The sequence below is a fragment of the Bacillus sp. SIMBA_154 genome, from assembly GCF_046536015.1.
Classification (GTDB): Bacteria; Bacillota; Bacilli; order Bacillales; family Bacillaceae; genus Bacillus; species Bacillus pumilus_P.
The window spans coordinates 1-23,563 of the sequence record NZ_JAWJBV010000013.1; the positions used below are offsets into that span (position 1 = coordinate 1).

Annotated in this window: 26 protein-coding genes and 1 pseudogene; 6 read left to right on the top strand and 21 right to left on the bottom strand. The window is 42.7% G+C overall.

The window, feature by feature from the left end:
• Nucleotides 1-137 precede the first annotated feature (137 nt).
• Complete coding sequence (locus R0K30_RS15565) at nt 138-1,466, bottom strand: Na+/H+ antiporter family protein (protein ID WP_099727064.1); 1,329 nt, start codon at nt 1,464-1,466, stop codon at nt 138-140.
• Between the two features lie 141 nt (nt 1,467-1,607).
• Nucleotides 1,608-3,098: a leucyl aminopeptidase gene (locus R0K30_RS15570; RefSeq protein ID WP_249704920.1), complete on the bottom strand. Its 1,491-nt coding sequence runs from the start codon at nt 3,096-3,098 to the stop codon at nt 1,608-1,610.
• A 329-nt stretch (nt 3,099-3,427) separates the two neighbouring features.
• Between R0K30_RS15570 and R0K30_RS15575 the strand changes: the two genes are divergently transcribed.
• Nucleotides 3,428-3,904 (top strand): divergent PAP2 family protein, encoded by a 477-nt coding sequence (locus tag R0K30_RS15575; protein WP_099681780.1) that lies wholly within the window; start codon nt 3,428-3,430, stop codon nt 3,902-3,904.
• 40 nt (nt 3,905-3,944) lie between these two features.
• Here the strand turns inward: R0K30_RS15575 and R0K30_RS15580 are convergent, their stop codons facing one another.
• The 4 genes from R0K30_RS15580 to R0K30_RS15595 form a co-directional block, all read right to left on the bottom strand.
• Complete coding sequence (locus R0K30_RS15580; protein WP_099727062.1) at nt 3,945-4,589, bottom strand: 3D domain-containing protein; 645 nt, start codon at nt 4,587-4,589, stop codon at nt 3,945-3,947.
• Nucleotides 4,590-4,688: 99 nt separating this feature from the next.
• A complete protein-coding gene (locus R0K30_RS15585) occupies nt 4,689-5,009 on the bottom strand; it encodes a YuiB family protein (RefSeq protein ID WP_099727061.1) in 321 nt (106 codons plus the stop codon).
• An 81-nt stretch (nt 5,010-5,090) separates the two neighbouring features.
• Entirely contained in the window at nt 5,091-5,216 is a 126-nt protein-coding gene (locus R0K30_RS15590) for a YuiA family protein (RefSeq protein ID WP_180275503.1), read from the bottom strand.
• 135 nt (nt 5,217-5,351) lie between these two features.
• On the bottom strand, nt 5,352-6,569 hold the full coding sequence (locus R0K30_RS15595; RefSeq protein WP_367308127.1) for an NAD(P)/FAD-dependent oxidoreductase: 1,218 nt from the start codon (nt 6,567-6,569) through the stop codon (nt 5,352-5,354).
• Between the two features lie 391 nt (nt 6,570-6,960).
• On the opposite strand from R0K30_RS15595, the gene yumC reads away from it, so the two are divergent.
• Nucleotides 6,961-7,959, top strand: coding sequence for a ferredoxin--NADP reductase 2 (gene yumC, locus R0K30_RS15600; RefSeq protein WP_099727059.1), 999 nt, complete (start codon nt 6,961-6,963; stop codon nt 7,957-7,959).
• 46 nt (nt 7,960-8,005) lie between these two features.
• Here the strand turns inward: yumC and R0K30_RS15605 are convergent, their stop codons facing one another.
• From R0K30_RS15605 to R0K30_RS15620, 4 genes are all read right to left on the bottom strand, one after another.
• Nucleotides 8,006-8,212 carry a hypothetical protein gene (locus R0K30_RS15605; RefSeq protein ID WP_099727058.1) on the bottom strand — a complete coding sequence of 69 codons (207 nt, stop codon included), beginning with the start codon at nt 8,210-8,212 and terminating at the stop codon, nt 8,006-8,008.
• Nucleotides 8,213-8,436: 224 nt separating this feature from the next.
• Nucleotides 8,437-8,799, bottom strand: a complete 363-nt coding sequence (gene erpA, locus R0K30_RS15610; protein ID WP_099727057.1) for an iron-sulfur cluster insertion protein ErpA — start codon at nt 8,797-8,799, stop codon at nt 8,437-8,439.
• A gap of 73 nt (nt 8,800-8,872) precedes the next feature.
• Nucleotides 8,873-9,727: a diaminopimelate epimerase gene (dapF, locus tag R0K30_RS15615; RefSeq protein ID WP_256498993.1), complete on the bottom strand. Its 855-nt coding sequence runs from the start codon at nt 9,725-9,727 to the stop codon at nt 8,873-8,875.
• A 269-nt stretch (nt 9,728-9,996) separates the two neighbouring features.
• Entirely contained in the window at nt 9,997-10,233 is a 237-nt protein-coding gene (locus R0K30_RS15620) for a YuzB family protein (RefSeq protein ID WP_230030790.1), read from the bottom strand.
• A gap of 255 nt (nt 10,234-10,488) precedes the next feature.
• Between R0K30_RS15620 and R0K30_RS15625 the strand changes: the two genes are divergently transcribed.
• Nucleotides 10,489-11,556 (top strand): NAD(P)/FAD-dependent oxidoreductase, encoded by a 1,068-nt coding sequence (locus R0K30_RS15625; RefSeq protein WP_099727054.1) that lies wholly within the window; start codon nt 10,489-10,491, stop codon nt 11,554-11,556.
• A 51-nt stretch (nt 11,557-11,607) separates the two neighbouring features.
• Here the strand turns inward: R0K30_RS15625 and R0K30_RS15630 are convergent, their stop codons facing one another.
• Both R0K30_RS15630 and R0K30_RS15635 read right to left on the bottom strand, forming a co-directional pair.
• A complete protein-coding gene (locus tag R0K30_RS15630) occupies nt 11,608-11,838 on the bottom strand; it encodes a WYL domain-containing protein (protein ID WP_099727053.1) in 231 nt (76 codons plus the stop codon).
• 100 nt (nt 11,839-11,938) lie between these two features.
• Entirely contained in the window at nt 11,939-12,268 is a 330-nt protein-coding gene (locus R0K30_RS15635; protein ID WP_099727052.1) for a YuzD family protein, read from the bottom strand.
• Nucleotides 12,269-12,388: 120 nt separating this feature from the next.
• On the opposite strand from R0K30_RS15635, the pseudogene R0K30_RS15640 reads away from it, so the two are divergent.
• Nucleotides 12,389-12,688, top strand: a pseudogene (locus R0K30_RS15640) (NifU family protein).
• Between the two features lie 45 nt (nt 12,689-12,733).
• Here R0K30_RS15640 and R0K30_RS15645 read toward each other — a convergent pair.
• The 6 genes from R0K30_RS15645 to yutH form a co-directional block, all read right to left on the bottom strand.
• Nucleotides 12,734-14,704, bottom strand: a complete 1,971-nt coding sequence (locus R0K30_RS15645) for a S9 family peptidase (protein WP_256498994.1) — start codon at nt 14,702-14,704, stop codon at nt 12,734-12,736.
• 313 nt (nt 14,705-15,017) lie between these two features.
• Nucleotides 15,018-15,938: a homoserine kinase gene (thrB, locus tag R0K30_RS15650; protein ID WP_099727050.1), complete on the bottom strand. Its 921-nt coding sequence runs from the start codon at nt 15,936-15,938 to the stop codon at nt 15,018-15,020.
• Complete coding sequence (gene thrC / locus R0K30_RS15655) at nt 15,935-16,996, bottom strand: threonine synthase (protein WP_230030786.1); 1,062 nt, start codon at nt 16,994-16,996, stop codon at nt 15,935-15,937. Before thrC ends, thrB begins: the two co-directional genes overlap by 4 nt.
• Nucleotides 16,996-18,297: a homoserine dehydrogenase gene (locus R0K30_RS15660; protein ID WP_099727048.1), complete on the bottom strand. Its 1,302-nt coding sequence runs from the start codon at nt 18,295-18,297 to the stop codon at nt 16,996-16,998. Before R0K30_RS15660 ends, thrC begins: the two co-directional genes overlap by 1 nt.
• Nucleotides 18,298-18,521: 224 nt before the next feature.
• On the bottom strand, nt 18,522-19,490 hold the full coding sequence (locus R0K30_RS15665; protein ID WP_410611594.1) for a 2-hydroxyacid dehydrogenase: 969 nt from the start codon (nt 19,488-19,490) through the stop codon (nt 18,522-18,524).
• A 74-nt stretch (nt 19,491-19,564) separates the two neighbouring features.
• Nucleotides 19,565-20,605, bottom strand: coding sequence for a spore coat putative kinase YutH (gene yutH, locus R0K30_RS15670; RefSeq protein WP_410611596.1), 1,041 nt, complete (start codon nt 20,603-20,605; stop codon nt 19,565-19,567).
• Between the two features lie 115 nt (nt 20,606-20,720).
• Between yutH and R0K30_RS15675 the strand changes: the two genes are divergently transcribed.
• Nucleotides 20,721-21,221, top strand: coding sequence for a phosphatidylglycerophosphatase A family protein (locus R0K30_RS15675; protein ID WP_099727045.1), 501 nt, complete (start codon nt 20,721-20,723; stop codon nt 21,219-21,221).
• 47 nt (nt 21,222-21,268) lie between these two features.
• On the opposite strand, the gene R0K30_RS15680 is transcribed toward R0K30_RS15675, so the two are convergent.
• From R0K30_RS15680 to R0K30_RS15690, 3 genes are read right to left on the bottom strand one after another with little or no spacing between them, the layout of a single operon-like run.
• Nucleotides 21,269-22,036 (bottom strand): TIGR01457 family HAD-type hydrolase, encoded by a 768-nt coding sequence (locus R0K30_RS15680; protein ID WP_230030878.1) that lies wholly within the window; start codon nt 22,034-22,036, stop codon nt 21,269-21,271.
• A gap of 18 nt (nt 22,037-22,054) precedes the next feature.
• Nucleotides 22,055-22,489: a DUF86 domain-containing protein gene (locus R0K30_RS15685; protein ID WP_099727044.1), complete on the bottom strand. Its 435-nt coding sequence runs from the start codon at nt 22,487-22,489 to the stop codon at nt 22,055-22,057.
• A 19-nt stretch (nt 22,490-22,508) separates the two neighbouring features.
• Nucleotides 22,509-22,784, bottom strand: a complete 276-nt coding sequence (locus R0K30_RS15690) for a YutD family protein (RefSeq protein WP_099727043.1) — start codon at nt 22,782-22,784, stop codon at nt 22,509-22,511.
• 120 nt (nt 22,785-22,904) lie between these two features.
• Here R0K30_RS15690 and R0K30_RS15695 point away from each other — a divergent pair, with 120 nt between their 5' ends.
• A complete protein-coding gene (locus R0K30_RS15695) occupies nt 22,905-23,540 on the top strand; it encodes a YhcN/YlaJ family sporulation lipoprotein (RefSeq protein ID WP_099727042.1) in 636 nt (211 codons plus the stop codon).
• The last annotated feature ends 23 nt before the right edge of the window (nt 23,541-23,563 follow it).

The window sequence follows — 23,563 nt, forward strand, 5'->3', positions numbered from 1 at the left end:
CTTTGCAGTCTAGGAAGGACGAGTACCGGAGCGGAGCGAATTTGAGATTCGTGAGCACCGGCACGCAGGACTGACACAGAATGCGAGGGTTTGTCTACACGCTGAAAGGTTCCTCTCCATGGAGGAACCTTTTCATGTTATAGGATAATTGCCGCAAACCATCCGAATAGGACAAGCGGAATATTATAAAAGACGAATGTTGGGACACAAGTACCCCAAATATGGTGATGCTGTCCATCCATATTCAGCCCAGATGTCGGTCCAAGCGTACTGTCACTTGCAGGTGAACCTGCATCCCCAACAGCCGCAGCTGAACCAATGATTGCAATGGTTGCCATTGGACTAAATCCTAAGTGTAAACAAAGTGGAACAAAGATGGTCGTAATAATCGGGATCGTTGCAAATGATGACCCGATCCCCATTGTCACAAGCATTCCAACCAGTAGCATTAAAATCGCCGCTACACTTTGACTGTTTCCGATGAACTGAGAAGAAGCTTTAACTAGTTCTTCAATATCTCCTGTTTTCGTTAATACGTTGGCAAATCCTGCCGCTACAAGCATCACAAAACCGATAAATGCCATCATATTCATTCCAGAAGTAATAAGCGCATCTGCTTCATCACGTTTCATCATCCCTGTGACAAACAGAACAAGAAGTCCTGCCAGTGCACCAAAAATCATTCCTTCGACTCCAAGGCTTTGAGATAAATAGAGCTGGACGATGAGTGAGACAAGGATCGCAAGCCCAGCAAAGAACAAGCTCTTTTTCGTGTAAGCTGATTTTTCTACATCCGTAATGTCACGATTCTCATATGCTTTTGGCTTACGATACACAAAAAGTGAAACGATTAACCCAAGAACCATGCCCCCTACAGGAATCAGCATCGCATACGGAATGTCTGCTAAGTTCACTGTCAAACCCGCTTCCTTCATGTTGTCACGAAGCATCCCATGGAAAATCTGTCCAAAACCGACTGGAAGTAAAATATATGGTGCAGTGAGTCCGAAGGTCATGACGCATGCTAGCAGTCTGCGGTCAATCTGAAGCTCGTTAAACACCTTTAATAATGGCGGGATCAAGACCGGAATAAAGGCAATGTGAACAGGAACGACGTTTTGTGAAAAACAGGATACGATCAAAATGACAAGAATGATGAGCACTTTTGATAATGTTTTTCTTCTTGAGTCGCCTTCTTTTCCTAGAAGTTTCACTGCTCCTTCGACCATGGCATCTGGAAGACCCGTTTTCGTCAGCGCCGCTGCAAAGGCTCCTAAAAGCGCATAACTAATCGCCACTGTCGCATTTCCACCGAGCCCGTCAGTAAAGGCTTCAACCGTTCCTCCAAGACCTAATCCGCCTACAAGGCCACCCGCTAAAGCGCCAAGTGCCAGCGCAATAACCACATTGACTCGCAGCAAGCTTAATATCAACATTAAAATAACCGCTATAACAACTGCATTCATGGTGAAACCTCCGAAATCCTTTAGTTTACTAATGTAGTAGATAATTAAAGTACCAACGTATGTTACCATAGAAAAAAAACTTCGTCAAATGGCGTATGTCCTACATAAAAAAAGCCCCGCCATCTGGCAGAGCCCTATCCTTTATTTCTTTGCTTCGAATCGTTCCACAAATGTCGCCAATGATCTCACCATCACGCCTGTTGCCCCTGTTGGCCCAAAGCATGAAGGTTTTTCTGTTGTCGCTGTACCTGCAATATCTAAGTGAACCCAAGGGGTTTCCTCAGCGAATTCACCAATGAAAGCACCTGCCATGATCGCATGACCATCTCGGCCTGGAGAGTTATTGAGATCAGCCATTTTGCTGTTTCGTACTCGTTTTTTATCTTTTTCAGTGATCGGCAGCTGCCAAATCATTTCACCGCATTCTTCTGATGCTTCTTTAAACTGGGCATACAGTTCATCGTTATTGGTCATGACACCTGTTGTCTCATTTCCAAGCGCCACAACGACCCCGCCTGTTAATGTTGCAATGTCTACAAGAACAGAGGCACCATGCTGCTTCGCATACGTTACCCCATCTGCTAAGACGAGGCGGCCTTCTGCATCGGTGTTGAGTACTTCGATTGTTTTACCGCTCAGTGACACAATCACATCATCCGGCTTCATTGCGTCTGCCGAGATCATATTATCTGTTGAGGCAATGACAGCAATCACATTTTGCTCTGGGCGAAGCTCACCGATGATTTCCATCGCGCCTAAAACAGAGGCTGAGCCGCCCATATCCGTTTTCATGCCCACCATACCTGCTCTTGGCTTTAATGAATATCCACCTGTATCATACGTGATGCCTTTACCGACAAGACCGATGACATCTGTCCATTCTTCCTTGCCTTGGTATTTCAACACAATGAGCTTTGGTGGTTCTGTTGAGCCTCTATTGACGGCTAAAATACCGCCCATCCCAAGCTCTTCCATTTGTTCTTTATCTAAAATTTCAATCTCAAATTCGTATTTATACGCAAGCTCTGCCGCATAGGAAGCAAGATCAGAGGATGTCAGCATGTTCGGCGGCATATTCACAAGAGTGCGGGCCGAATTCACTGACTGTCCGTAGACTTCGCCTACTTTCAGACTTGCCTGAATTTCAGCTGTGTCATGATCCGTCGTTGCATAGACAAACTCGATAAAGCGATCAGGTTCATTCGTTTTATGTTTAAAATCTTGTAATTCATATGTAGCTAAGAGGCAGCTTTCAGAAAGGGCATGGGCTGCATCATGCACAGGCAGATCCTTTCCTACGAACGTATCAAGCAAGACCGAAACCGCTTGCTTTTTATCTTGATGAAGCTTTTTAAATAAATGCGCAAAGACTTCTTTTGCCTCTTCAAACGTGTAATCTGATTCCTTCCCAAGCCCGACAAAATAAATGCGTTTGATGCCTGTTTCAGGGGACGGGAAAAACTTCGAAAGCTGATTCCTTTTGGATGAAATATCGCCTTCTTTTAATAACTCAGTGATTCTTCCTTCAAGTAATTCATCTATTTCTTTTGCTTTTCCTGATAATTGGCTCTTTTGAAAAAGTCCGATGGCCAGTGTATCTTTATGTTTCAATTCATTTGTCGAGAAAAACATATTTATCACACGCTCCTTCAATGAACTCCATTTTTCACATTGGAACTTTTATTATATCAAAATTTGCGTGCCTATACGATCATTGCCAGCCTGCCTTCTCTTGAATGAGCATTTATATTTTGACACGCGGAAGGGCATCATGAGAAAGTAACGGCGATCGATAGCAGTCTGTCCATGTTCTCCTCGTTCCACATCTACTTTCTTTAATGTTATAATGAACATGGACTTGGCAACATTTCTTACTGCTATTATTTTTTTCATCTTACTAGGGGTAAACAGACAATCATTTCGCACGATATTTTTTCTTACAGAGAGGATGTTTCTTGTTCATGAGCGTACTGACGAATTTTCCGCTGCTTGCCAGCCTTGCAGCCATCTTTTTTGCACAATTTGTAAAAGTACCCATTCAATTTATCATTTCTAGACGCCTAGATTGGTCGCTCATTACAAGCACAGGCGGAATGCCAAGTTCACACTCCGCAGCAGTAACAGCACTCTCAACAGCAGTTGCTTTAGAGCACGGGCTAGGAACATCTATTTTTGCCATTTCCGCCATCTTTGCTATTATTACGATGTTTGATGCGACGGGTGTTCGCAGACAGGCAGGAGAACAGGCGACTGTTCTCAACAAACTGGTGACAGATTTCAACCATTTTGTTGCCGAAGCAAAGAATTTCCCAAGTGCGGAAGAAAAAGAGAAGCAAAAGAAATTGAAAGAGCTTCTTGGGCATAAGCCGATTGAAGTCTTCTTCGGCGGCTTAACAGGGATCTTGCTGACACTCATCTTAGATTATTACTTCATGTAGAAGCGAAAAAGCTTTGGACCTCAAATGGCCCAAAGCTTTTTTATTCTTTATTGGCTTGAAACTGCTGCCGGAAAACTTGCATCGATTCCGCTTCATTCAGCTGATTTAAGTCTTTTTCTGTTAAAGTCCCTTCGCCCTTTTTGATAATATAGACATCCAGCACTTTTTTACCCCATTCTCTATATACATCATCAACGGTTTCATAGTATAAATCAAGCTTATGACCTTTAATGGCTTTACCTGTATCTGCTACCACACCGTAGCCATAGTTTGGGATAAACAGCACGGTTCCAATTGGAAAGACAGATGGGTCCGCTGCCACTGTTGAATATAAATCACGTTTCACTTTGACGCCTGAATATGTAATGCCATATGCATGATGTTCCTTCGTTTTACCTGTTGATTCCACACCTGCTGTATAGCCTGTGGCAACGACCTTTTGCTTTGGATAGTCATTCCAATTAAACGCTTCTTCGAGAGAAGCAGCTCGCAAGTCATCGCTTTTGACCGCCATCGTTTGCCTTTTTTGATGTTGAAAAAAAGAAGATACTTGCGTGCCTACATCGGTCTCTTTCACCCATGCAGCTAGATCACTTGGTTCTACACCAGATATGCCCGTGAAGCTCGTCATCAATGCAAGCATAAAAAGGACTGTCATGAACAATCGTTTCATCCATGTTTTCATCTCTATTTGTCACTCCTCTACCCATCTATTTGTTTCCAAACCAAATGGAAACTATGCAAAGGAAAAACAAAAAAACCCACTTGCGTGTAAACAAGTGAGTTAAAACATTTGATACCCTCTTTTTCGAAGTGCATTGATGACAAAACCTGATGTAATGGCACCAATTAAGCCGCTTAATAAAATGATGATATCTGCCGCAGCGAGTGAGACGATGCGGTCTCCTATCCCTGAAAAGGCGATGCCAGGCTCTCTTACATATGTCACCATCTTTTGATTATTGATAATGAAAAGGCATACAATTGGATATAAAATTGCCATAATCCATGACATTCTTAGCAGCATATTCAGCAAAAAGCCAATGCCGAAAAATAACACGAAAAATAAAATAACTGAAATGATAACAACTGGTAAACTGATCACTTCATCTCCACCCCCAAATATCCCATCATTAGTTTAACTTGGAAATAGAGATGAAGTCAATCAATGGAAAAAGCAGATAGATTAATGCTTCTTTCCTGTCCCTTTACATTCCTCACATGTTTCAGAGCCGCCGAGCAGTAGCTGAAAATATCCTTTTCCTGAACAATATTGACAGGCTGACGTCTTTTCTTTTGTTTGTGCCTTCATATGGCTCACCCCTTAGTCTAAATTTTCTGATAATTTATCATAACACATTTTTCTGTCCAGTACCAAGTGAGAAAATATTCCGTATTTCATAAAAAAACGTGTATCACGAGGATACACGTTTTCGTCTATTACGATTTAGAAGAACTTGAACTTTCCTTTTTTCAGAACAAGTCCTGGTCCGCCAACCATGAATAAAGAACGGTTGTCGATGATTTTCTTCATTGCAGAAGCTTTTGTCCCTTGAAGTTTTTTACCAAATGCAACACCTACAGCGTCGTGTTCACCAAGAGATGCAACTGTTCCTTTGATGTCTGGCTTAAAGCTTTCAAGTGTTCCACCTTTTACTAGTGCTGCAAGGTTTTTCGCTACTGTCTCACCTTGCTGCATTGCAATTTGTGCTGTTGGTGGGTATGGACGGTTGATTTCTTCATTGATGATCAATGAGCAGTCACCAATGATGAATACATCTTCATTCTCTGGTACACGAAGATCTGGAGAAACTTTTACGCGACCGCGCATGTTTTCAAATCCAGCTTCTTCAACGATAGGGTTACCGCGTACACCTGCAGCCCAAACAACGGTTTCAGCTTTGATTTCTTCCGTATCATCGTCTTTTCCAACAATGATGCCTTCAGGCGTACATTCTTTGATCGCTGTACCGATTTTGAACTCAACACCTTTACCTTGAAGGTAGTTCATCGCATAGTCGATCAATTCAGGATCGAATCCTGGCAGAGCTGTTGGCGCAGCTTCTACACAGATAATACGTACGTCTTTTTGATCAATATCATATTCTTTGCACAGCTCTGGCACACGGTTTCCAAGCTCACCAAGGAACTCAATACCTGTGAAGCCCGCACCGCCGACAACGATTGTCAGACGCTCTGGACGCTTTTCAGCTTCAGTGTTATACGTCGCAAATTGAAGCTCAATGTGCTCACGAAGCTGACGAGCAGAGTTGATGTTAGAGATGGAGAATGCATATTCTTTCAGTCCTGCGATGCCAAATGTTTCAGGAACAGCACCAAGCGCGACAACAAGGTAGTCGTAAGAAAGTTCGCCATCTGATGTCACAACTTTCTTTGCTTCCTTATCAATGCTTTCAACTGTTGCTTGTACAAAGTTGACACGGGAACTGTTAATCACATCTTTGATTTGATAACGACAGCGGTCATGATGAAGTGTACCTGCACTTGCTTCATGTAGCCATGTCGTTTCGTAATGATAATTATGCTTGTTCACAAGAGTAATGTCCGCATCATTTGTGCCAAGCTGTTTTGTTAATCTTGTTACAGTCATTAATCCGCCATAACCTGCACCTAATACAACGATTTTCGGTTTATTCACTGGAATCACATCCACCTTTTTTAAATTTGCTGTAAAACGGATAAAGAATTACATATCGTTATTCTCAACCGCTTTCCGGCATTTTATGAAATTTAAACAAAAAAATATGTATGTGAAAATCTGAACTTTCACCTACAAAAAACGAAAGCATTTGACCGTATCCGACAAAAATTCATAAAAAATTAATATTTAGTTCCCTTAACAATAATAGCGAGTTCTGCTCCTTTTTTCAAGGCTTTAAACTGAAAATCCTTATGATAAACGGTCTTTCTCACTTTTTCCTCTTTTTCAAAGCACCGGCATCAAAAAACGACAAGTTTTTCAAAACAAGTCAGACGACGATATGTGGTATGATATGATATAGTGATAACAATTTTCATTTGGGAGGATTAAAGGAATGCAAGAAGATTCTAAGGTATATGACATTACCGTTATCGGGGGCGGCCCAGTTGGGTTGTTTACTGCATTTTACGGAGGCATGAGACAGGCAAGTGTGAAAATCATTGAAAGCCTTCCTCAGCTCGGCGGTCAACTATCCGCTCTTTACCCTGAAAAATACATTTATGATGTGGCAGGTTTTCCAAAAATCCGCGCACAAGAATTAGTTGATAACTTAAAGGAACAAATGGATAAATTTGAACAAACCATTTGCTTAGAACAAGCTGTTGAAACGGTTGAAAAGCAGGCAGATGGTATTTTTAAACTTGTCACAAATCAAGAGGTTCATTATTCTAAAACGATCATCATTACAGCTGGCAACGGTGCATTCCAACCGAGAAAGCTTGAACTTGATGCAGCAGAATCATTTGAAGGCAGCAACCTGCATTACTTCATTAATGACTTGAACCAATTTGCCGGCAGACGTGTCGCTGTTCTTGGCGGTGGAGACTCTGCGGTGGACTGGGCACTGATGCTTGAGCCAATTGCAAAAGAAGTATCCATTATTCACCGCCGCGATAAATTCCGCGCGCATGAGCACAGTGTAGAAAACCTGCACAACTCGAAAGTCAATGTGCTGACACCATTTGTGCCTACTGAACTCATTGGTGAAGACCGCATTGAACAAATTGTGCTTGAAGAAGTCAAAGGCGACAAAAAGCAAGTACTTGATGTGGACGATGTGATCGTCAACTTCGGTTTTGTTTCCTCCCTTGGACCAATCAAACAATGGGGCCTTGAAATCGAAAAGAACTCCATCGTCGTCAAATCCACAATGGAAACAAACATCGAAGGCTTCTATGCAGCAGGAGACATCTGTACGTATGAAGGAAAAGTCAAATTGATTGCCAGCGGATTTGGTGAAGCACCAACTGCTGTCAACAACGCAAAAGCATACATGGACCCAAAAGCCCGTGTACAGCCTCTTCACTCCACAAGCTTATTTGAAAACAAATAAGGACGGATTAAAAAAAGGAGTTCCACCAGCGGAACTCCTTTTACGTTTATTTAAAAACCCCAATATAGGCATTCGCCATCCCAAGTACCATTGCAGCAAGCAGCACCACAACAATCCCTGCCACAACCAAAATCACCCGATCCTTCACACGTTCCTTTTTCGGAAGCGGCTTGTCTATCCCGCAAGATGGACACGTTTTTGAACGATACGGAATCAGTTCATGACAGTTCCTGCAATTGATTTGTTCACTCAATCCTCAGCAACCTCTTTTCTGACTACAGTTTATGTTTGATTCTCATGATACTCTTTTCAAGTGGAAATAGCCAGTTGTGAGAGCAAGCTGTAACAAAATTGAGCGATTTGCAAGGTCAGGGGTTTTCGATAGTATTTCAAAAGAAACAGAATAAGCCTCCTCGATCACTTTGTTTAACAAAAACAAACGAACAAGTAGGCTTATCTTTATTCATGATCTCATGATTAACACTCTTCCGGCGAACCGGTATTCGTGGCTGTTCTGAAAGAAGAACCACATCCACATGACGCAATGGCGTTCGGATTGTCGATGGTGAAGCCGCCGCCCATTAGTGATTGTTTGAAATCAATGATGGTTCCGTTCATGATATCAAGGCTTTCAGAGTCGACAAGAACTTGGATCCCGTGCTGTTCAAACTGTGTGTCTTTCTCCGAGACTTCATGGTCAAAGCCCATGCCGTACGAAAGACCGCTGCAGCCGCCGCCTTTTACGCCCACTCTTAGGAACGCATTTTCTTCTTCATGCTCTTTCATCATATCTTTAATCTGCAGTGCAGCAGCTTCTGTAATGGTTACTGGTGTACTCATGATCATCCCTCCTTTTGACTGGATGTTTCTTTTCAATTATAAACATGATGGTGCCTTTTCTCAAATAAATGGTTTAGAGATAAAATGTTCCGTCACAAATGGTTTCAGCAGGTCCTGTCATGAGCACATGCCCATTGTCTTTCCAGCGAATGATGAGATCTCCACCTGCTAAATGAACCGTCATGTCCGTTTCTTTTTTCGCATGTCCATTTATAATGGTTGATACGGCCGCAGCACAAGCCCCTGTGCCACAGGCTTGTGTAATTCCAGATCCTCTTTCCCACACACGAAAATGCAGCTCCGTTTCACTGACGATTTCAACAAATTCCACATTGACGCCCTCTGGGAACGTCTCGTGCTTTTCAATGATCGGTCCAAGTGTATCGAGCGGAGCTTTCTCAATGTCCTCTAAATTAAAAACGATGTGCGGGTTACCCATTGAAACGGCCGTTCCATTTAAAGTCGCGGTGCCAAAATCAAGCGGCTCATTGATCGTTGTGCTGCCTGGCTCGCCCAGCATTGGCATCGCTTCTTTTTCGAAACGTGGTTTTCCCATATCTACTGTGACTAACTGAACGTGATCATCTTTGATATGGACAGTAGCTTCAACGAGTCCTGACAATGTCTCAATCTGGAACGTCGTGTCTGTCACAATCTGATGCTCATACACATATTTTGCGACGCAGCGCAGCCCGTTACCGCAGTTTTTCCCCTCTGATCCATCATTGTTGAAAATACGCATTTTCACAGGTGCAACATCTGATGGGCAAATGAGAATCATCCCGTCAGAACCGATTCCTGTATAAACAGAAGAAACACGGATCGCCATCTCTGATAGCTGCTCTTCTGGAAGCTGTTCCTTCATCTGATTGACGTAAATATAATTATTTCCTAGTCCGTGCATTTTCGTGAATTGAAATGATGTCATGAGCTTCCTCCATAAATGTTGTTTCTTATAGTATAAAAGGAGTCGATTCAGGAGACAATCTTATCATCCCCCGTTTTTCATACATAGAAGCTCTTTGCTGCCATGGCAAAGGGCTTTTATTATGCATATGCCTCTTTTTCAATCGTGTGATGCTTCATTTTGATGATATTTTATTAGCATAACATATTGGATGCGCTTTCTATTCATTCTCCTTAAAAATGGAAGCTGAAAAGTGTAAAAAAATGCACCTCATGACCCATGTGGTGCACCTAAAACATCTCATTTTCCTCTATAAAAGCATAAATACGCTCGACTAGCTGCTCTGCATTTTCTCCTGAAACAAATTCTCCATTCACAAGTGCGAATGGGGAGTCCATGCATTTGCCGCAGTAGCTTAAACAGCCGTATTCCATTACGTCTAGGTTTGGGTCTTTTTCAAGCTTCTCTTTTGCTTCTTGCGACCCTTGTGCAAGATTGCTTACACAAAATTCGATCAGTGGGAACACTTTGCTTCACCTCACATTGCTTTACCATCCTACCGAAATTCCTTCTATTAGTCAAAACATGAGCTCCACCTGTATCGTTACGCCTATTCCTCGTAAAATGTTTTACTATTTAGGACTAACTAATGAATATGTAGGTTATTTTGAAACAATTATTGTGGTTTCACAGTAAATTCGATATAATTTTATTTGGTATTTTAACTTAAAGTTTTTTAGTATAAGTGTTTTTCAATGTCTAGGGGGAAAAGGAGAATCGTCATGAAAAATTTAGTCTTGATCGGCGGAGGTTACGGGAATATGCGGGTTCTCCACCGCTTATTGCCAAATCAATTACCTGATGATGTTACTATCACATTAATTGATCGAAATCCTTACCACTGTTTAAAAACAGAATATTATGCACTTGCTGCTGGAACGATCTCTGATCATCACATTCGAGTATCTTTTCCAGAGCATCCGAAGCTGGATATTCAATATGGGGAAGTAGAAAAAGTTGATATTGAAAACAAACAGATCTTATTCAGCGACCGTGAACCCATTCCATATGATGACACGGTGATTGGACTCGGCTGTGAGGACAAGTATCATCATGTCCCTGGTGCAAAAGAACATACATACAGCATTCAAACCATTGATCAATCAAGGCATACGTATAACAAATTAAACAATTTGAGTGCGGGCGCAACGGTTGGCATTGTCGGGGCTGGACTTAGCGGGGTAGAGCTAGCCAGTGAACTGCGAGAAAGCCGCACCGATTTAAACATTATTCTTTTTGATCGTGGAGAACTGATTCTATCAAGCTTCCCAAAAAGATTAAGTTTATATGTGCAAAAGTGGTTTGAAGAAAATGATGTACAGATCATTAACTGCGCCAATATTACGAAGGTTGAAGAAGGCGTTGTTTACAACCATGACGACGCAATTGAAGCAGAAGTCATTGTGTGGACAGCAGGCATTCAGCCAAGCAAAGTGATAAGAGACATGGATGTTGAAAAAGACGCACAAGGCCGCGTCGTATTAACTCCTCATCACAATCTCCCTGAAGATGAGCATGTATATGTCGTGGGTGATTGCGCAAGCTTGCCGCATGCCCCAAGTGCACAGCTTGCCGAGGCGCAGGCAGAACAAATTGTCCAATCTCTACAAAAACGCTGGAAAAACGAGCCGCTTCCTGAGGCTTATCCTCAGTTTAAGCTAAAAGGGGTACTAGGCTCTTTAGGGAAAAAAGCCGGCTTTGGCTTAGTTGCGGATCGTCCACTTGTTGGCCGTGTGCCAAGACTCCTAAAATCTGGACTTCTTTGGATGTACAAGCATCACAATGGCTAAGCTCATGTGATTTTTTTCTCAAAGCTCCTTTCTTGAAGAAGGAGCTTTTTTCTATGAAACGGCATGTGCCGATGGATTGGTCAATTTGATCGGAGCAAGGGCAAGTATGCAGTCTTTACGAAAAGTTCTCATTGTCTTCTTCGATAAACAATACGCTTGTATGAGCTGTTCCGTTTGACGGTGTACAATGATTTTTCGCTTTGTGCACTCTCCGTTTTTCTTCATATAAATCATGTCAATCGGTATTTGCTGATGAAGAGATTGTTTCAGTAAATAATTCATGATGCTCACACTCCTTTTATTCCATTATATACGAACGAACGTTCTTTTTCAACATAAAAAGGAACACTTGTTCTATTTATTTTCTCAAAAAAAGAACAGCTTATTCACTGCTCTCTTTGTACCCGTATTTCTCCATTTCTTGATAAATGTCTTTTAATTTCGGATTGCCCTCTCCAACAATTTGATCCTCCACTAGGACAAGTGGATAAAAGAATTCATCATCAAGAATTCGTTCACACAATTCCTTTTGGCGTTCGTTTTCTGGCGGGTGCTCAATATCAATATATGTGATGCGAAACGGCTGATTCGGATATTTTCGTTTTAACGCTGCATCTAACCACTCAAATGTATCTTTTGAAGAAGGCAGATTCACGCAGCTAGCACACAGGACATCTCTTCCATATACATAAAGATCAACGGTTTGGTTCATTTGACAAGCCCCCTATTCTCCTTTATTTTAGCTGAATTTTCTGTATGAAAAAAGTCAAAATCACTTTTTGTTTCAAGGTGAGATTGTGCTATAATGAGAAGGAAACTTTGAAACCAATCAATAGATTTTTATCGTCCAGATGAATATAATGGTGATATGTTGTGAAAGGAGCGATTATATCTAATGACTGAAGTCGAAATGAAAGACCAAGTACAGGAAGTACTGGACAAACTTCGTCCATTTCTATTACGTGATGGTGGAGACTGTGAGCTTGTAGACATTGAAGATGGCATTGTCAAATTACGTCTTCTTGGTGCTTGCGGCAGCTGCCCAAGTTCAACCATTACACTGAAAGCCGGTATTGAGCGCGCATTATTAGAAGAAGTGCCTGGCGTTGTAGAAGTTGAACAGGTTTTCTAATTCATATATGACATGAAAACGACCCAAATCGGGTCGTTTTTTTCATTAGGATAACTTTTCTTTAAACCATTCTTGAATAAAGGTCAGTCTTTGAATGCGCTGTCCCGGGTGGCCGCTTCTGGATAAATCATGAGATGCCTTCGGGAATTTGACCAATCTTGTGTCTTTCCCAAGCTCCTTCAATGCCACAAAAAGCTGCTCTGCTTGATCGACTGGACAGCGATAATCTTCATCGCTGTGCAAGATGAGAAGCGGCGTGTTCACCTGTTTCACATATTTAAGCGGCGAACGATCCCATAGCTTATCAACCGAATCATAAATATCCCCATCAATCTGCCACCTTGTAAAGAAATAGCCGATATCACTGATACCATAAAAGCTAATCCAGTTCGAGATGGATCGCTGTGTGACGGCTGCACGAAAGCGGTCTGTCTGTCCCACAATCCAGTTGGTCATAAAACCCCCATAGCTGCCGCCGGTCACTCCGAGTCTCGTTTCATCAAGAAAATCATAGGCTTTTAGCACATGATCAACAGCCAGCATGACATCCTCATAATCAACATCACCATAGCTGCCTCTCACACGGTCGGTAAACATCTGTCCGTACCCATGACTGCCATGAGGATTGACATACACAACGGCAAAGCCTTCAGAGGCGAGCATTTGAAATTCATGAAAATACGTTTGACCATACATCGCATGCGGTCCGCCATGAATCTCTAGAATAAGCGGATATTTCTTCCCGTCTTCCATCTGGGAAGGCTTCATGAACCACCCATGTACATCGTCGCCCTCTTTCGACTGAAGCGAAAATGGCTCCGGTACTGAGAGGACATGCTCCTTGAGAAAGGTAGCATGCTCGAATGTGATTTGCTTTAGTGATGTTTCCCCTAATGTCAGCTCATACAGCTCACTTGGTGTGACGGGTGACAGCCGGCTCAGCAGCAATTTTGATTCATCTGGATGAAGGCTGAAGTTCGTAATATGTTCTGCCTCTAGTCGAACAGGGTAGGCTAAACCTTCAATGGAAAAATAATAAATTCCTGTACTTCCTTGATCAGAGACAAGCGCATAAAACCCTTGACTATCTTTTGTCCATTGGGGAAGCTGATTGGCTTCACCCATGACACTATCCCCTGCCATACAGTTGCCCACATACATATCGAGCATTTCTGATAGCTGGATGGCCCTTTCTTCCTTCAGGTCATACAGCCATAATGATGGGAAAGTTGCATTTTGAAATTCGCGCTCATGTCCAATGACCAAAAGGCTTTCTCCATTTGGAGAAAAAGATACGCTTGAGTAGGCGCCGGTTGATTGTGTGATTTTGCTTGATGTACCATCCTCTAATGAGAGAAGACACACATCACTTATATAAGGTATCTGAGGATTTGTTTGAATATAGGCGAGCCATTTTCCGCACGGAGAGACCACATGATTTATATGATGATGCTGCTGGCTTGTAACAGGCTGTACCTCGCCTGAACGGACATCCACTTGAACGATCTGCGTCAAACGCCCATCTAAAAATCCTCTTCCATCTGCCTTATAAGTCAACTCATCATATACTGCCGGAGCAAAGTCATCTCGCTCCTCCTTTTTTTCATCATGAACAGATTCTGTTTGTTTTAATGACACACCCGCATAAAGGAAAGTTCCATCTGGTGAAAATACAGGATGAGATACCCCGTAAGGAATATTCGTTAAGGTACGCACGCCGCCTCCTTGACTCTGCATGAGTGCCAGCTGAGGAACTTCCTTTGGCTTTTGCAACATAAAGGCAAGCTGCTTACCGTCTTTTGACCAAACAGGATGATGGTGCTTTCCATCCTCAAATGTCCATTGAGACAGCTCATCTGTCTCTTCATCTCGAACCCATAAATGGATATTGTAATCATCCTTTTTCTCATTCACAGTGACTTTTGTAAAGACCGCCCTTTTTCCATCTGGCGAATAGACCGGATGAGAAACAGAAACAATCTTCGTTATATCTTCAGCAGTTATCAATTTCTTCATGAATGTATCTCCCCCTTTTATGTATAAAAAATAGTTCGATCCTCTAAATAATAATCCCTGCTTCTGCCCTTAAAAACAAGTATAAAAAAGAACGTGCGTATTCACCGCACGTTCCAGATTGTTGACAAATGGCTAAAATGATCTTTATTTTAGCCATTTGTCTTCTTTTCAGCGTGATAGAAAGCCCTTGAAGTCTAGGAAGGACGAGTACCGGAGCGGAGCGAATTTGAGATTCGTGAGCACCGGCACGCAGGACTGACACAGAATGCGAGGGTTTGTCTACACGCTGGAACGTGCGTATTCACCGCACGTTCTACACTTGATTGACAGGATGATGTTCGACGACGACACCTTCTACTGGAACCGTCAGCAAATCTACTTCGCAATGAGGGAAATTTTGAGCAAGCTGCTCTTTCAGCGCGTCTCCCTTCCCTTTTTCAACTAAGGTAAGGATCGTCGGCCCGGCACCGCTTAAAGCTGTTCCATACGCTCCTTTTAATGAAGCGACATGCTCCACCTTCGACAGCTCTGGGACAAGCATGGTGCGATAAGGCTGATGAAACAAATCTTTATTCATCATTTCCCCTACAAGCGGCCAGTTCTGCGTCATTAAGGCGGCGACAAGGACGTTACTCACCGCACTCGCACTAACGGCATGCTTATAGGAAAGATCCTCTGGCAGGACATCACGGGCATCCTTTGTTAACACTTCATAAAAAGGAATTACGACCACTACATCTATGTCCACATGCTGCACTTTGACGGCATGTGTCTTTTCTTCTTCATGAAGACCGATGAGTAAACCACCAAATAGCGAAGCACCAGCATTATCTGGATGACCCTCTACCTCACTTGCAAAAAAGAGCTTCTGATCATCTGACAAATTTAATTCAAGCAGCTGATTGGCAAGCTCAATGGCGGCCACGATGGCGGCTGCACTGCTGCCTAGCCCCCGAGCCAATGGAATATCACTCCACACTTTGACATGAACAGGCGGGAGTGTTTTTCCAAAGTCATCTGCGACCTTTTTGGCTGTTTGATAAATCAGATTGTCGGTGCCTGATGGAATACCAGACACGACATCTGTTTCTGCTTCAAACAGCCAGCTATCATGGCCATAGACCGATAGCTTTAAGTAGCGGCTGAGCGCCATTCCGACTGAATCAAAGCCTGGTCCTAAGTTGGCAGTGCTTCCCGGTACTGTGATTGAAAAAAGCATGGAGGCTTCACTCATACGCGTGCGGCCTTTTCTAAATGTTCGAGAATTTGATCTTCATCTGCATCGAGTGTGACCGGTTTGATGTGTGAAATATCAATCGCCGTATTCGGATCTTTCAACCCGTTTCCTGTTAATACAGCGACCACTTTACTGCCTGGCTTGATTTCTCCAGATTTCACCTGCTTTAGTACGCCCGCAATGGACGCACATGATCCTGGCTCTGCAAACACCCCTTCTTCACGTGCAATCAATTGATACGCATGAAGAATTTCCTCGTCTGTCACTTCATCAATTTTTCCGTTTGATTCATCGGCGGCTGCCACAGCTTGCTTCCAGCTTGCTGGATTTCCGATACGAATGGCTGTTGCTACTGTTTCTGGCTGCTCAATTACTTCATTTCGAACGATCGCTGCTGCACCTTCTGCTTCAAAACCGCGCATCACAGGCAGCCCAGTACCTTTTTGCTCATGATATTCTTTGAACCCTTTCCAGTAGGCTGTGATATTCCCTGCATTTCCAACAGGAATCGCCAGTACGTCTGGCGCAGAGCCTAGCTGTTCACAGATTTCAAATGCCGCTGTCTTTTGTCCTTCAATTCGGTAAGGATTAACGGAGTTAACGAGTGCAATCGGCGCTTTTTCACAGATGCTGCGGACAATTTTAAGCGCATCATCAAAGTTGCCGTCAATGGCAATGATCTCTGCTCCGTACATCACAGCCTGCGCAAGCTTACCGAAGGCAATTTTCCCATCTGGAATGATGACAATACATTTCATATCAGCGCGAGCCGCATAAGCCGCAGCGGCTGCAGAGGTATTTCCTGTCGAAGCACACATGATCGTATCATTGCCTTCTTCTTTTGCCTTTGCGACTGCCATGACCATTCCTCGATCTTTAAAAGAGCCCGTTGGATTGACGCCCTCTGTTTTCACATGCAGCTCAATCCCTAGCTTTTCTGAAAGCTTGGCGAGGTGGATCAGCGGTGTATTCCCCTCATTTAATGTTAGTTTTGGTGTATGTTCGTTTACTGGTAAGAATTCTTGGAATTCTTCAATGAGTCCATTCCACTTCATCAGCTTAAACCGTTCCCTTCTACTCGGTACGTGCTCTTCACCTGAACCACCACGTCGAGATCGTTTAATTTTTGCAGGATATTTGAGAAATCTTCTTCTGAAGTCTGATGTGTAATAATCACAATTTCAGCCAGCTCATCATGCCCTTTCACAGGAAGCTGAAGGATCTTTTCAAAGCTGATGCCTCTTTCAGAAAAAATAGATGTAATCCGGGAGAATGCCCCGACTTGATCTCTAACATGGATTCTTAAGAATTGCTGAGCAAATACTTCAGATGATGATTTGATTTTCTTCTCAAATTGCGCCGCGATAAATCCGCTTCCGTTCACGCCAAGACGCATATTTTTCATCACTGCGACTAAGTCAGATACAACAGCTGTTGCCGTTGGCAGACTTCCTGCTCCAGGTCCGTAAAACATCGTTTCTCCCACAGCACTTCCGTAGACATACACAGCATTGAATTCATTGTTGACGGATGATAGTGGATGATGATCAGGGAGTAAAGTTGGCTGTACACTGACCTCCACTTTCTCTCCGTCTCTTTGGGCAATACCGATCAGCTTCATTGTATAGCCAAATCGTTTGCTGAAATTAATGTCCTCATCAGAGATTTCAGAGATGCCTTTGACCTTCACATCTTCTAAATCAACATTCATCGAAAAGCCAAGTCTTGCAAGAATGGCCATTTTCCTTGCCGCATCCAGTCCTTCTACATCAGCTGTTGGATCTGCTTCTGCAAAGCCGAGATCTTGCGCTTCTTTTAATACATCTTCATATGCGCTTTTATTGACATTCATTTTCGTTAAAATAAAATTCGTTGTGCCGTTCACGATACCCATCATCTTTGTGATTCGATCAGAGGCTAATCCTTCCTCCAGTGTACGAAGAATCGGAATTCCTCCGGCGACACTTGCTTCATAATAAAGATCACAGCCATTTTCTTTCGCAACATGCAAAAGCTCCGTTCCGTAAAGTGCCATTAAATCTTTATTGGCTGTAATGACATGTTTCTTCTCGTTTAACGCATCTATTAAATATTGTTTTGTATCTTCAATGCCGCCCATCACTTCAATAATGACGTCGACCTCTGGATCTCTAATTACATCGTATACTTCAGTTGTGAAGACCTCTCTTGCTACATCCACATCTCTTTTTTTGTCGGGATTGCTCACAAGCACTTTTTGTATTAATACGGGACAGCCGATCTGGTGCATTAATTTATCCTGATGATCTTGAATAATCTTAACGACACCGCTCCCCACTGTTCCTAATCCTAATAGTCCAACTCGAATTGCCTTCACCTGAAATTCCACCTTTCTCCGTAAATGTCCTCTCTAAAAAGACATTTGTTAACCTAACACAGACATTCAATGTACACACATTATAAAGGGGTATCCTCATTTTGACAAGGTAATAAAATATGAGAATGTAAGAATGAAACCGCTTAACAGCTATTTATATCAAGATTCTATATTTTCAAAATATTTTTGCGAGAAAAGCTCCCGAAAGTCGGGAAGCCTTAACATTATGGATGAACCGGCGTTTTGGCCTGCTGATCTTGTAAGACAAGCGCGATATTTTCAGCACATAAATGCATCATCGTTTTTCTCGTTTCAACACTTGCGCTTCCGATATGAGGAAGAACCGTCACGTTAGGTAATGTCGTTAACGGATGAGCCGGGCTGACAGGCTCCTGACTATATACATCGAGGCCTGCTCCTGCAATTTTCCCTGTTGTGACAGCCTTATATAAAGCATCCTCATTCACCGTCTGCCCTCTTGATACGTTGATAAAGTAAGCCGTGTTCTTCATCTGATCAAAAGCTTTCTCATTAAACATTTCTTTCGTTTCCGGGGTTAAAGGGGTCAGACAGACGATGAAATCAGACTGTGTGAGCAGTTCATCAAAGGTGGCATAGGTCACACCTAACTGCGCTTCTGCCTCTGGCTTTCTTGAACGGTTATGGTAAAGCACCTTCATATCAAAGCCCGCTGCCCGCTTGGCAAGTGCTGTTCCAATACTGCCCATTCCGACAATTCCAAGGGTTTTGTGATGAACATCGGCGCCGGCAAGAAGAAGCGGTCCCCAGCCTGTCCATTTTCCTTCTTTAATCCAATCACTCGCCTCAACAATCCGTCTAGCTGATGCCATCAGCAGGGCAAAGGCTAAATCAGCTGTGGATTCTGTTAATACGTCTGGTGTATTACACACTGTGATACCATGTTTTTTAGCTGCTCCAAGATCAATATTGTCATAGCCAACAGCAAGGTTCGCCACCACTTTTACATTCGGGGCATTTGATAAAAGTGCCTCGTCCACTTGATCTGACAGCATTGTGAGAAGCCCATCAGCCTTAGCAGATTGTTTTTCTAACTCTTCTCTTGGACATGGCTCCTCCTCGCTCGGCCACATCTCAATATGAGCGACTTCTTTTAATGGTGTAAGTGCTGCTTCATCCAGCTTTCTTGTGATATAGACATAAGGTTTCGTCAAGAAGAACACTCCTTTGGTTGATTTCTTTAAGCATAACGAAAAACGCCTCAAGAGAAAAGAGACGTTTCGTCTGTTCACTGAAACTTCAAATCAGCGGATGGTTGAATCCATCCAACAGCCGGAATGAGGCTCCCGCCGCTTCGCATGGCACTCATCTCTTGAAAGACCTTCAGAAAGTATTCATAGCGGTTGGCATCATTTAAGACGTAATCTAACCGCTCTTCATAATATGATTTTTCATTCTCTCCAGACATGTAGTAGCCTTCCACAATTTCAAAATAATGAAGCGGGAACAAAAGGCGGCTGTATAACAATCGCTTTGAAAAGGATGAAAGGGGTGTCACCTGCTCATATTGCTGCAGAAAGGAAAATCCTTCTTCAATTAAATCTTCCTTATGCTGTACAAAGGTTTCTCTTAAGTATTCGGCAATGTCCCGGGTTGGATGATCAAAGACCCAATCAACAGGTAAACGAAGCGGCTGCTCATGTGGCCATGTCTTACGTGAAAAGCGCTGATGACAAACAGTGCCTGAGTCACATTCTCTCGGTTCATCATCAAGCTCTGTATCAACTAAATATTGAATGGCATTTTCCGTTAACCCAAGATAATACGGAAAAGATTCAATGAATTTTTTTTCAAACCGTTCAAGCGGTTTTTGATGCATTTGCTGCATCCAAAAGCCTTCAAGCTGATCTAACCGTTTTGCCCATAATTCCTTCCAGGCTCCCACCCGTTTTGTTTCAGACACCTCATAAGGAAACCCTCTTCCCCTTACATGAAAGGCCGCCAGCTCTGACGCATGTTGAAACGAGCGGCTTGTAATCGGCGGTGCTGCCTTGAATAAGGCGTACAGCTCCTTTCCATGAGTAAAGGTCGGTTTCTCTTCATTCGTTAATTCAAACACAGCGACGTATGGGTCACCGTCATTCAGTAAATACTGACTAATATGATAAAGCTCTGTGAGTTCTTCTTCTCGCAAATGAGACACAGGAACAATGAGGAAGAGAGCCTTCGCCGTTTGAAAGCTCTGATAGCTGCCATATGGCATCAATTGACGAACATCAATACCAAATGTGTGATAAATGGTTTCTTTCATGTTTTCACCTGCATTCATATGATCAGTCCTTTATCATATCGTAGTCGCAGGTTGAGGGATTTATGAATACAATTTACTATCCGAAGCTTTTTCACACGTTGTGGACAAATTACGAGGATTGGGTGAGGAATACATGCCGCATCATCATGAGATGAACGAAGTAGAAAAAACAGCAAGACGCCGTTTACAAGAGCGAGGCGTAACCATTCAAGATATAGCAGACCTTGTCTACTTTTTACAGGAAAAGTATCATCCTGGCTTAGACATGACAGAGTGCATCCACAATGTGGAGCGTGTCATCGCAAAACGTGAAGTCCAAAATGCCATTTTAACAGGCGTTGAACTAGATGTTCTAGCGGAACAAAAGAAGCTGACCGAGCCTCTGCAATCGATTCTTGAAACAGACGAAAGCCTGTATGGCGTCGATGAAATTTTGTCCTTTGCCATCGTCAATATTTATGGATCGATCGGCTTTACGAATTACGGATATATCGATAAAGAAAAACCAGGAATCCTTGGAAAACTGAACGATAAATCCACAGGCAAGTGCCATACTTTTTTAGATGACATTGTTGGCGCCATTGCTGCGGCAGCATCAAGCAGGCTGGCGCATAGTTCGAGAAATGCGGAATAAACCAAAAAAGAGGACGCGCGCGTAACGCTTGTCCTCTTTTTTTATGATCATCGCTCGATCCACTCGGATAAAGAATCAATGACATAGGTTGGCTGTTTGTCATACTGCTGAAGCAGCTCTTTTGTTGTCACGCCTGTATGAACGAGCAATGTATCCATTCCTGCATTCATCCCTGCCATAATATCGGTATCATAGTTATCACCGACCATGAGCGTCTCAGACACATCTGTCCCGAGCACCCGCATGGCTTGTTCCATGATGATCGATTCTGGCTTTCCAATAAACGTTGGCTGGACCGTTGTGGTGACTGTCAGCACAGACGTTAAAGAACCGTTCCCTGGCAACAGCCCTCTTTCTGTTGGAATGGCAATATCGCCATTTGTTGAGACAAATTGTGCTCCTTGACGAATGGCAATTGCACCTACTGCTAATTTTTCATAAGTAATGCCTCGATCAATTCCAACAACAACGAAATCAGCGTCTTCCTGACCAAACGTCAGCCCTTTTTCTTCAATGGCCTGCCTGATTCCTTCTTCGCCGATGACGTAAACAGACGCATCTTTCTTTTGTTCCGCAATATAGTTTGCCGTCGCCATACTTGTTGTAAAGACTTGTTCTTCCGTTGCTGGAATATCGAAAGAAACAAGTTTCTCCGCTACCTGCTTCGGGGTGCGTGAAGAGTTATTTGTGACAAACAAATAAGGGATGTTCAACTCATTTAACTTTTGAACAAATTGACCCGCCTCTTCAATCTTTTCTGTTCCTTTATACATCGTCCCATCTAAATCAATTAAATAGCCTTTGTATTTCATGATGCTCACAACTCCAATGGTTTATTTAAACGCTGATACTGGTCCAAGCTCCTGCTCCAAATAGGTACGGATTCTGTTTGGAAATACTTGAAGCGCCTGTTCTACCTCACTGATCACCTGCAATAAGTCGTGATGATCCACTTCCTGATATTGCTGAACAAGCGTTTTGCGGCACGAGACAAGCTTTTTCAGCTGGCTGCCTTCCACTTCTGGTACGACCTTTTCATCGACAAGAATATCCATGATGTCATCATAGCTTCCTGGATCACGCATAATAAAGCCATCAATCATGTCATTCCCCGTATCAAGAATACATTCGACGAGCAGATGAACGATTCGTTCCAGCGCTTTTTTCTCTAGAGGACTTGTCCATGTTTGATGACTGCGCATCAAATCATATTGCTCCTCGAAAAAACGTAATGTCTCTTCAATCTTCTTTCTGTCTACGAAATACATCATGACGCTCCCCTTTGCGTTATTTTCTCATTCGTTTTAAGACAAAATAGGCACAGCCAAAATTACAGTATTCATAAATGTATTCATCGAGTGTGCTGATTTTTGTATCAAATGTGGCCTTTTGGTTTTGGTCATCAAAGAACCCTTTCAGCCTAAGCTGATTGTAGCCCCAATCTCCCACAATATAATCATACTTATTTAAAATATCTGAGTACCTTGCTTTAAACGCTTCCTCATCAAAGCCGTCTTTGATATCTCTCACAAGATCAAAGGTAGCATTCTGAATAACGATCATCTTCTCACCTCTTTTTAAACGATCCATCTTTAATGATAATTCATTGGAAGAACTCCATCAATTGCTAAAGCATGTTTTTTCCGTTTTAGCCGAAGCTAAAGAAAAAAGGAGGTCACATTTATGATGAAACAACTGACAGCCACTATTCTCCTCTGCATGCTTTTAGGCGGATGCGGCTTTCAATCAGGTATGAACAGGCAGGTGGATGAAGATTCTTCAAGTAAAACCATCCGGCTGTCTGATCGTCATGAAGGAAATAATTCCAACATGCCAGAAGCAGACACAAACAGAGCAGGATATGTTCGTTATCAGCGGCAGCAAGTAACGGATCAGAAAGAAAAGACACCTGCTTTAAATCGTGAGCACCTTGCCCACGTCATTACAAGTTTAGCTGTACAGCTGCCAAACATCAAAGATGCAGCGACTCTTGTCACAGATGAGGATGCACTGATTGTGTATCGAACAGGAAACAAAAACCGAGATGAATCAGCCGATCAAGTGAAGAAAACGGCGGTTTCCGTTCTCCCTCGTTATTATCATGTATACGTCTCTGATAACCCAGAGCACTTTCAATCCATTGCCAATTTTTCACGTCTTCAAACCAATTCACGTGATTTTGATCAAATTTTAACAAAAACGATTCAACAAATGAAATATTCCCCTCAAGGTGGGGATATTTCAAATCAAGAAGATGCAAATGGCATGACAAATTCCGACCGCACCATGAGAAGAAACGCCCCTTACGGCCAAAATTAATACGAGAAAAAACGCCAGAAAGC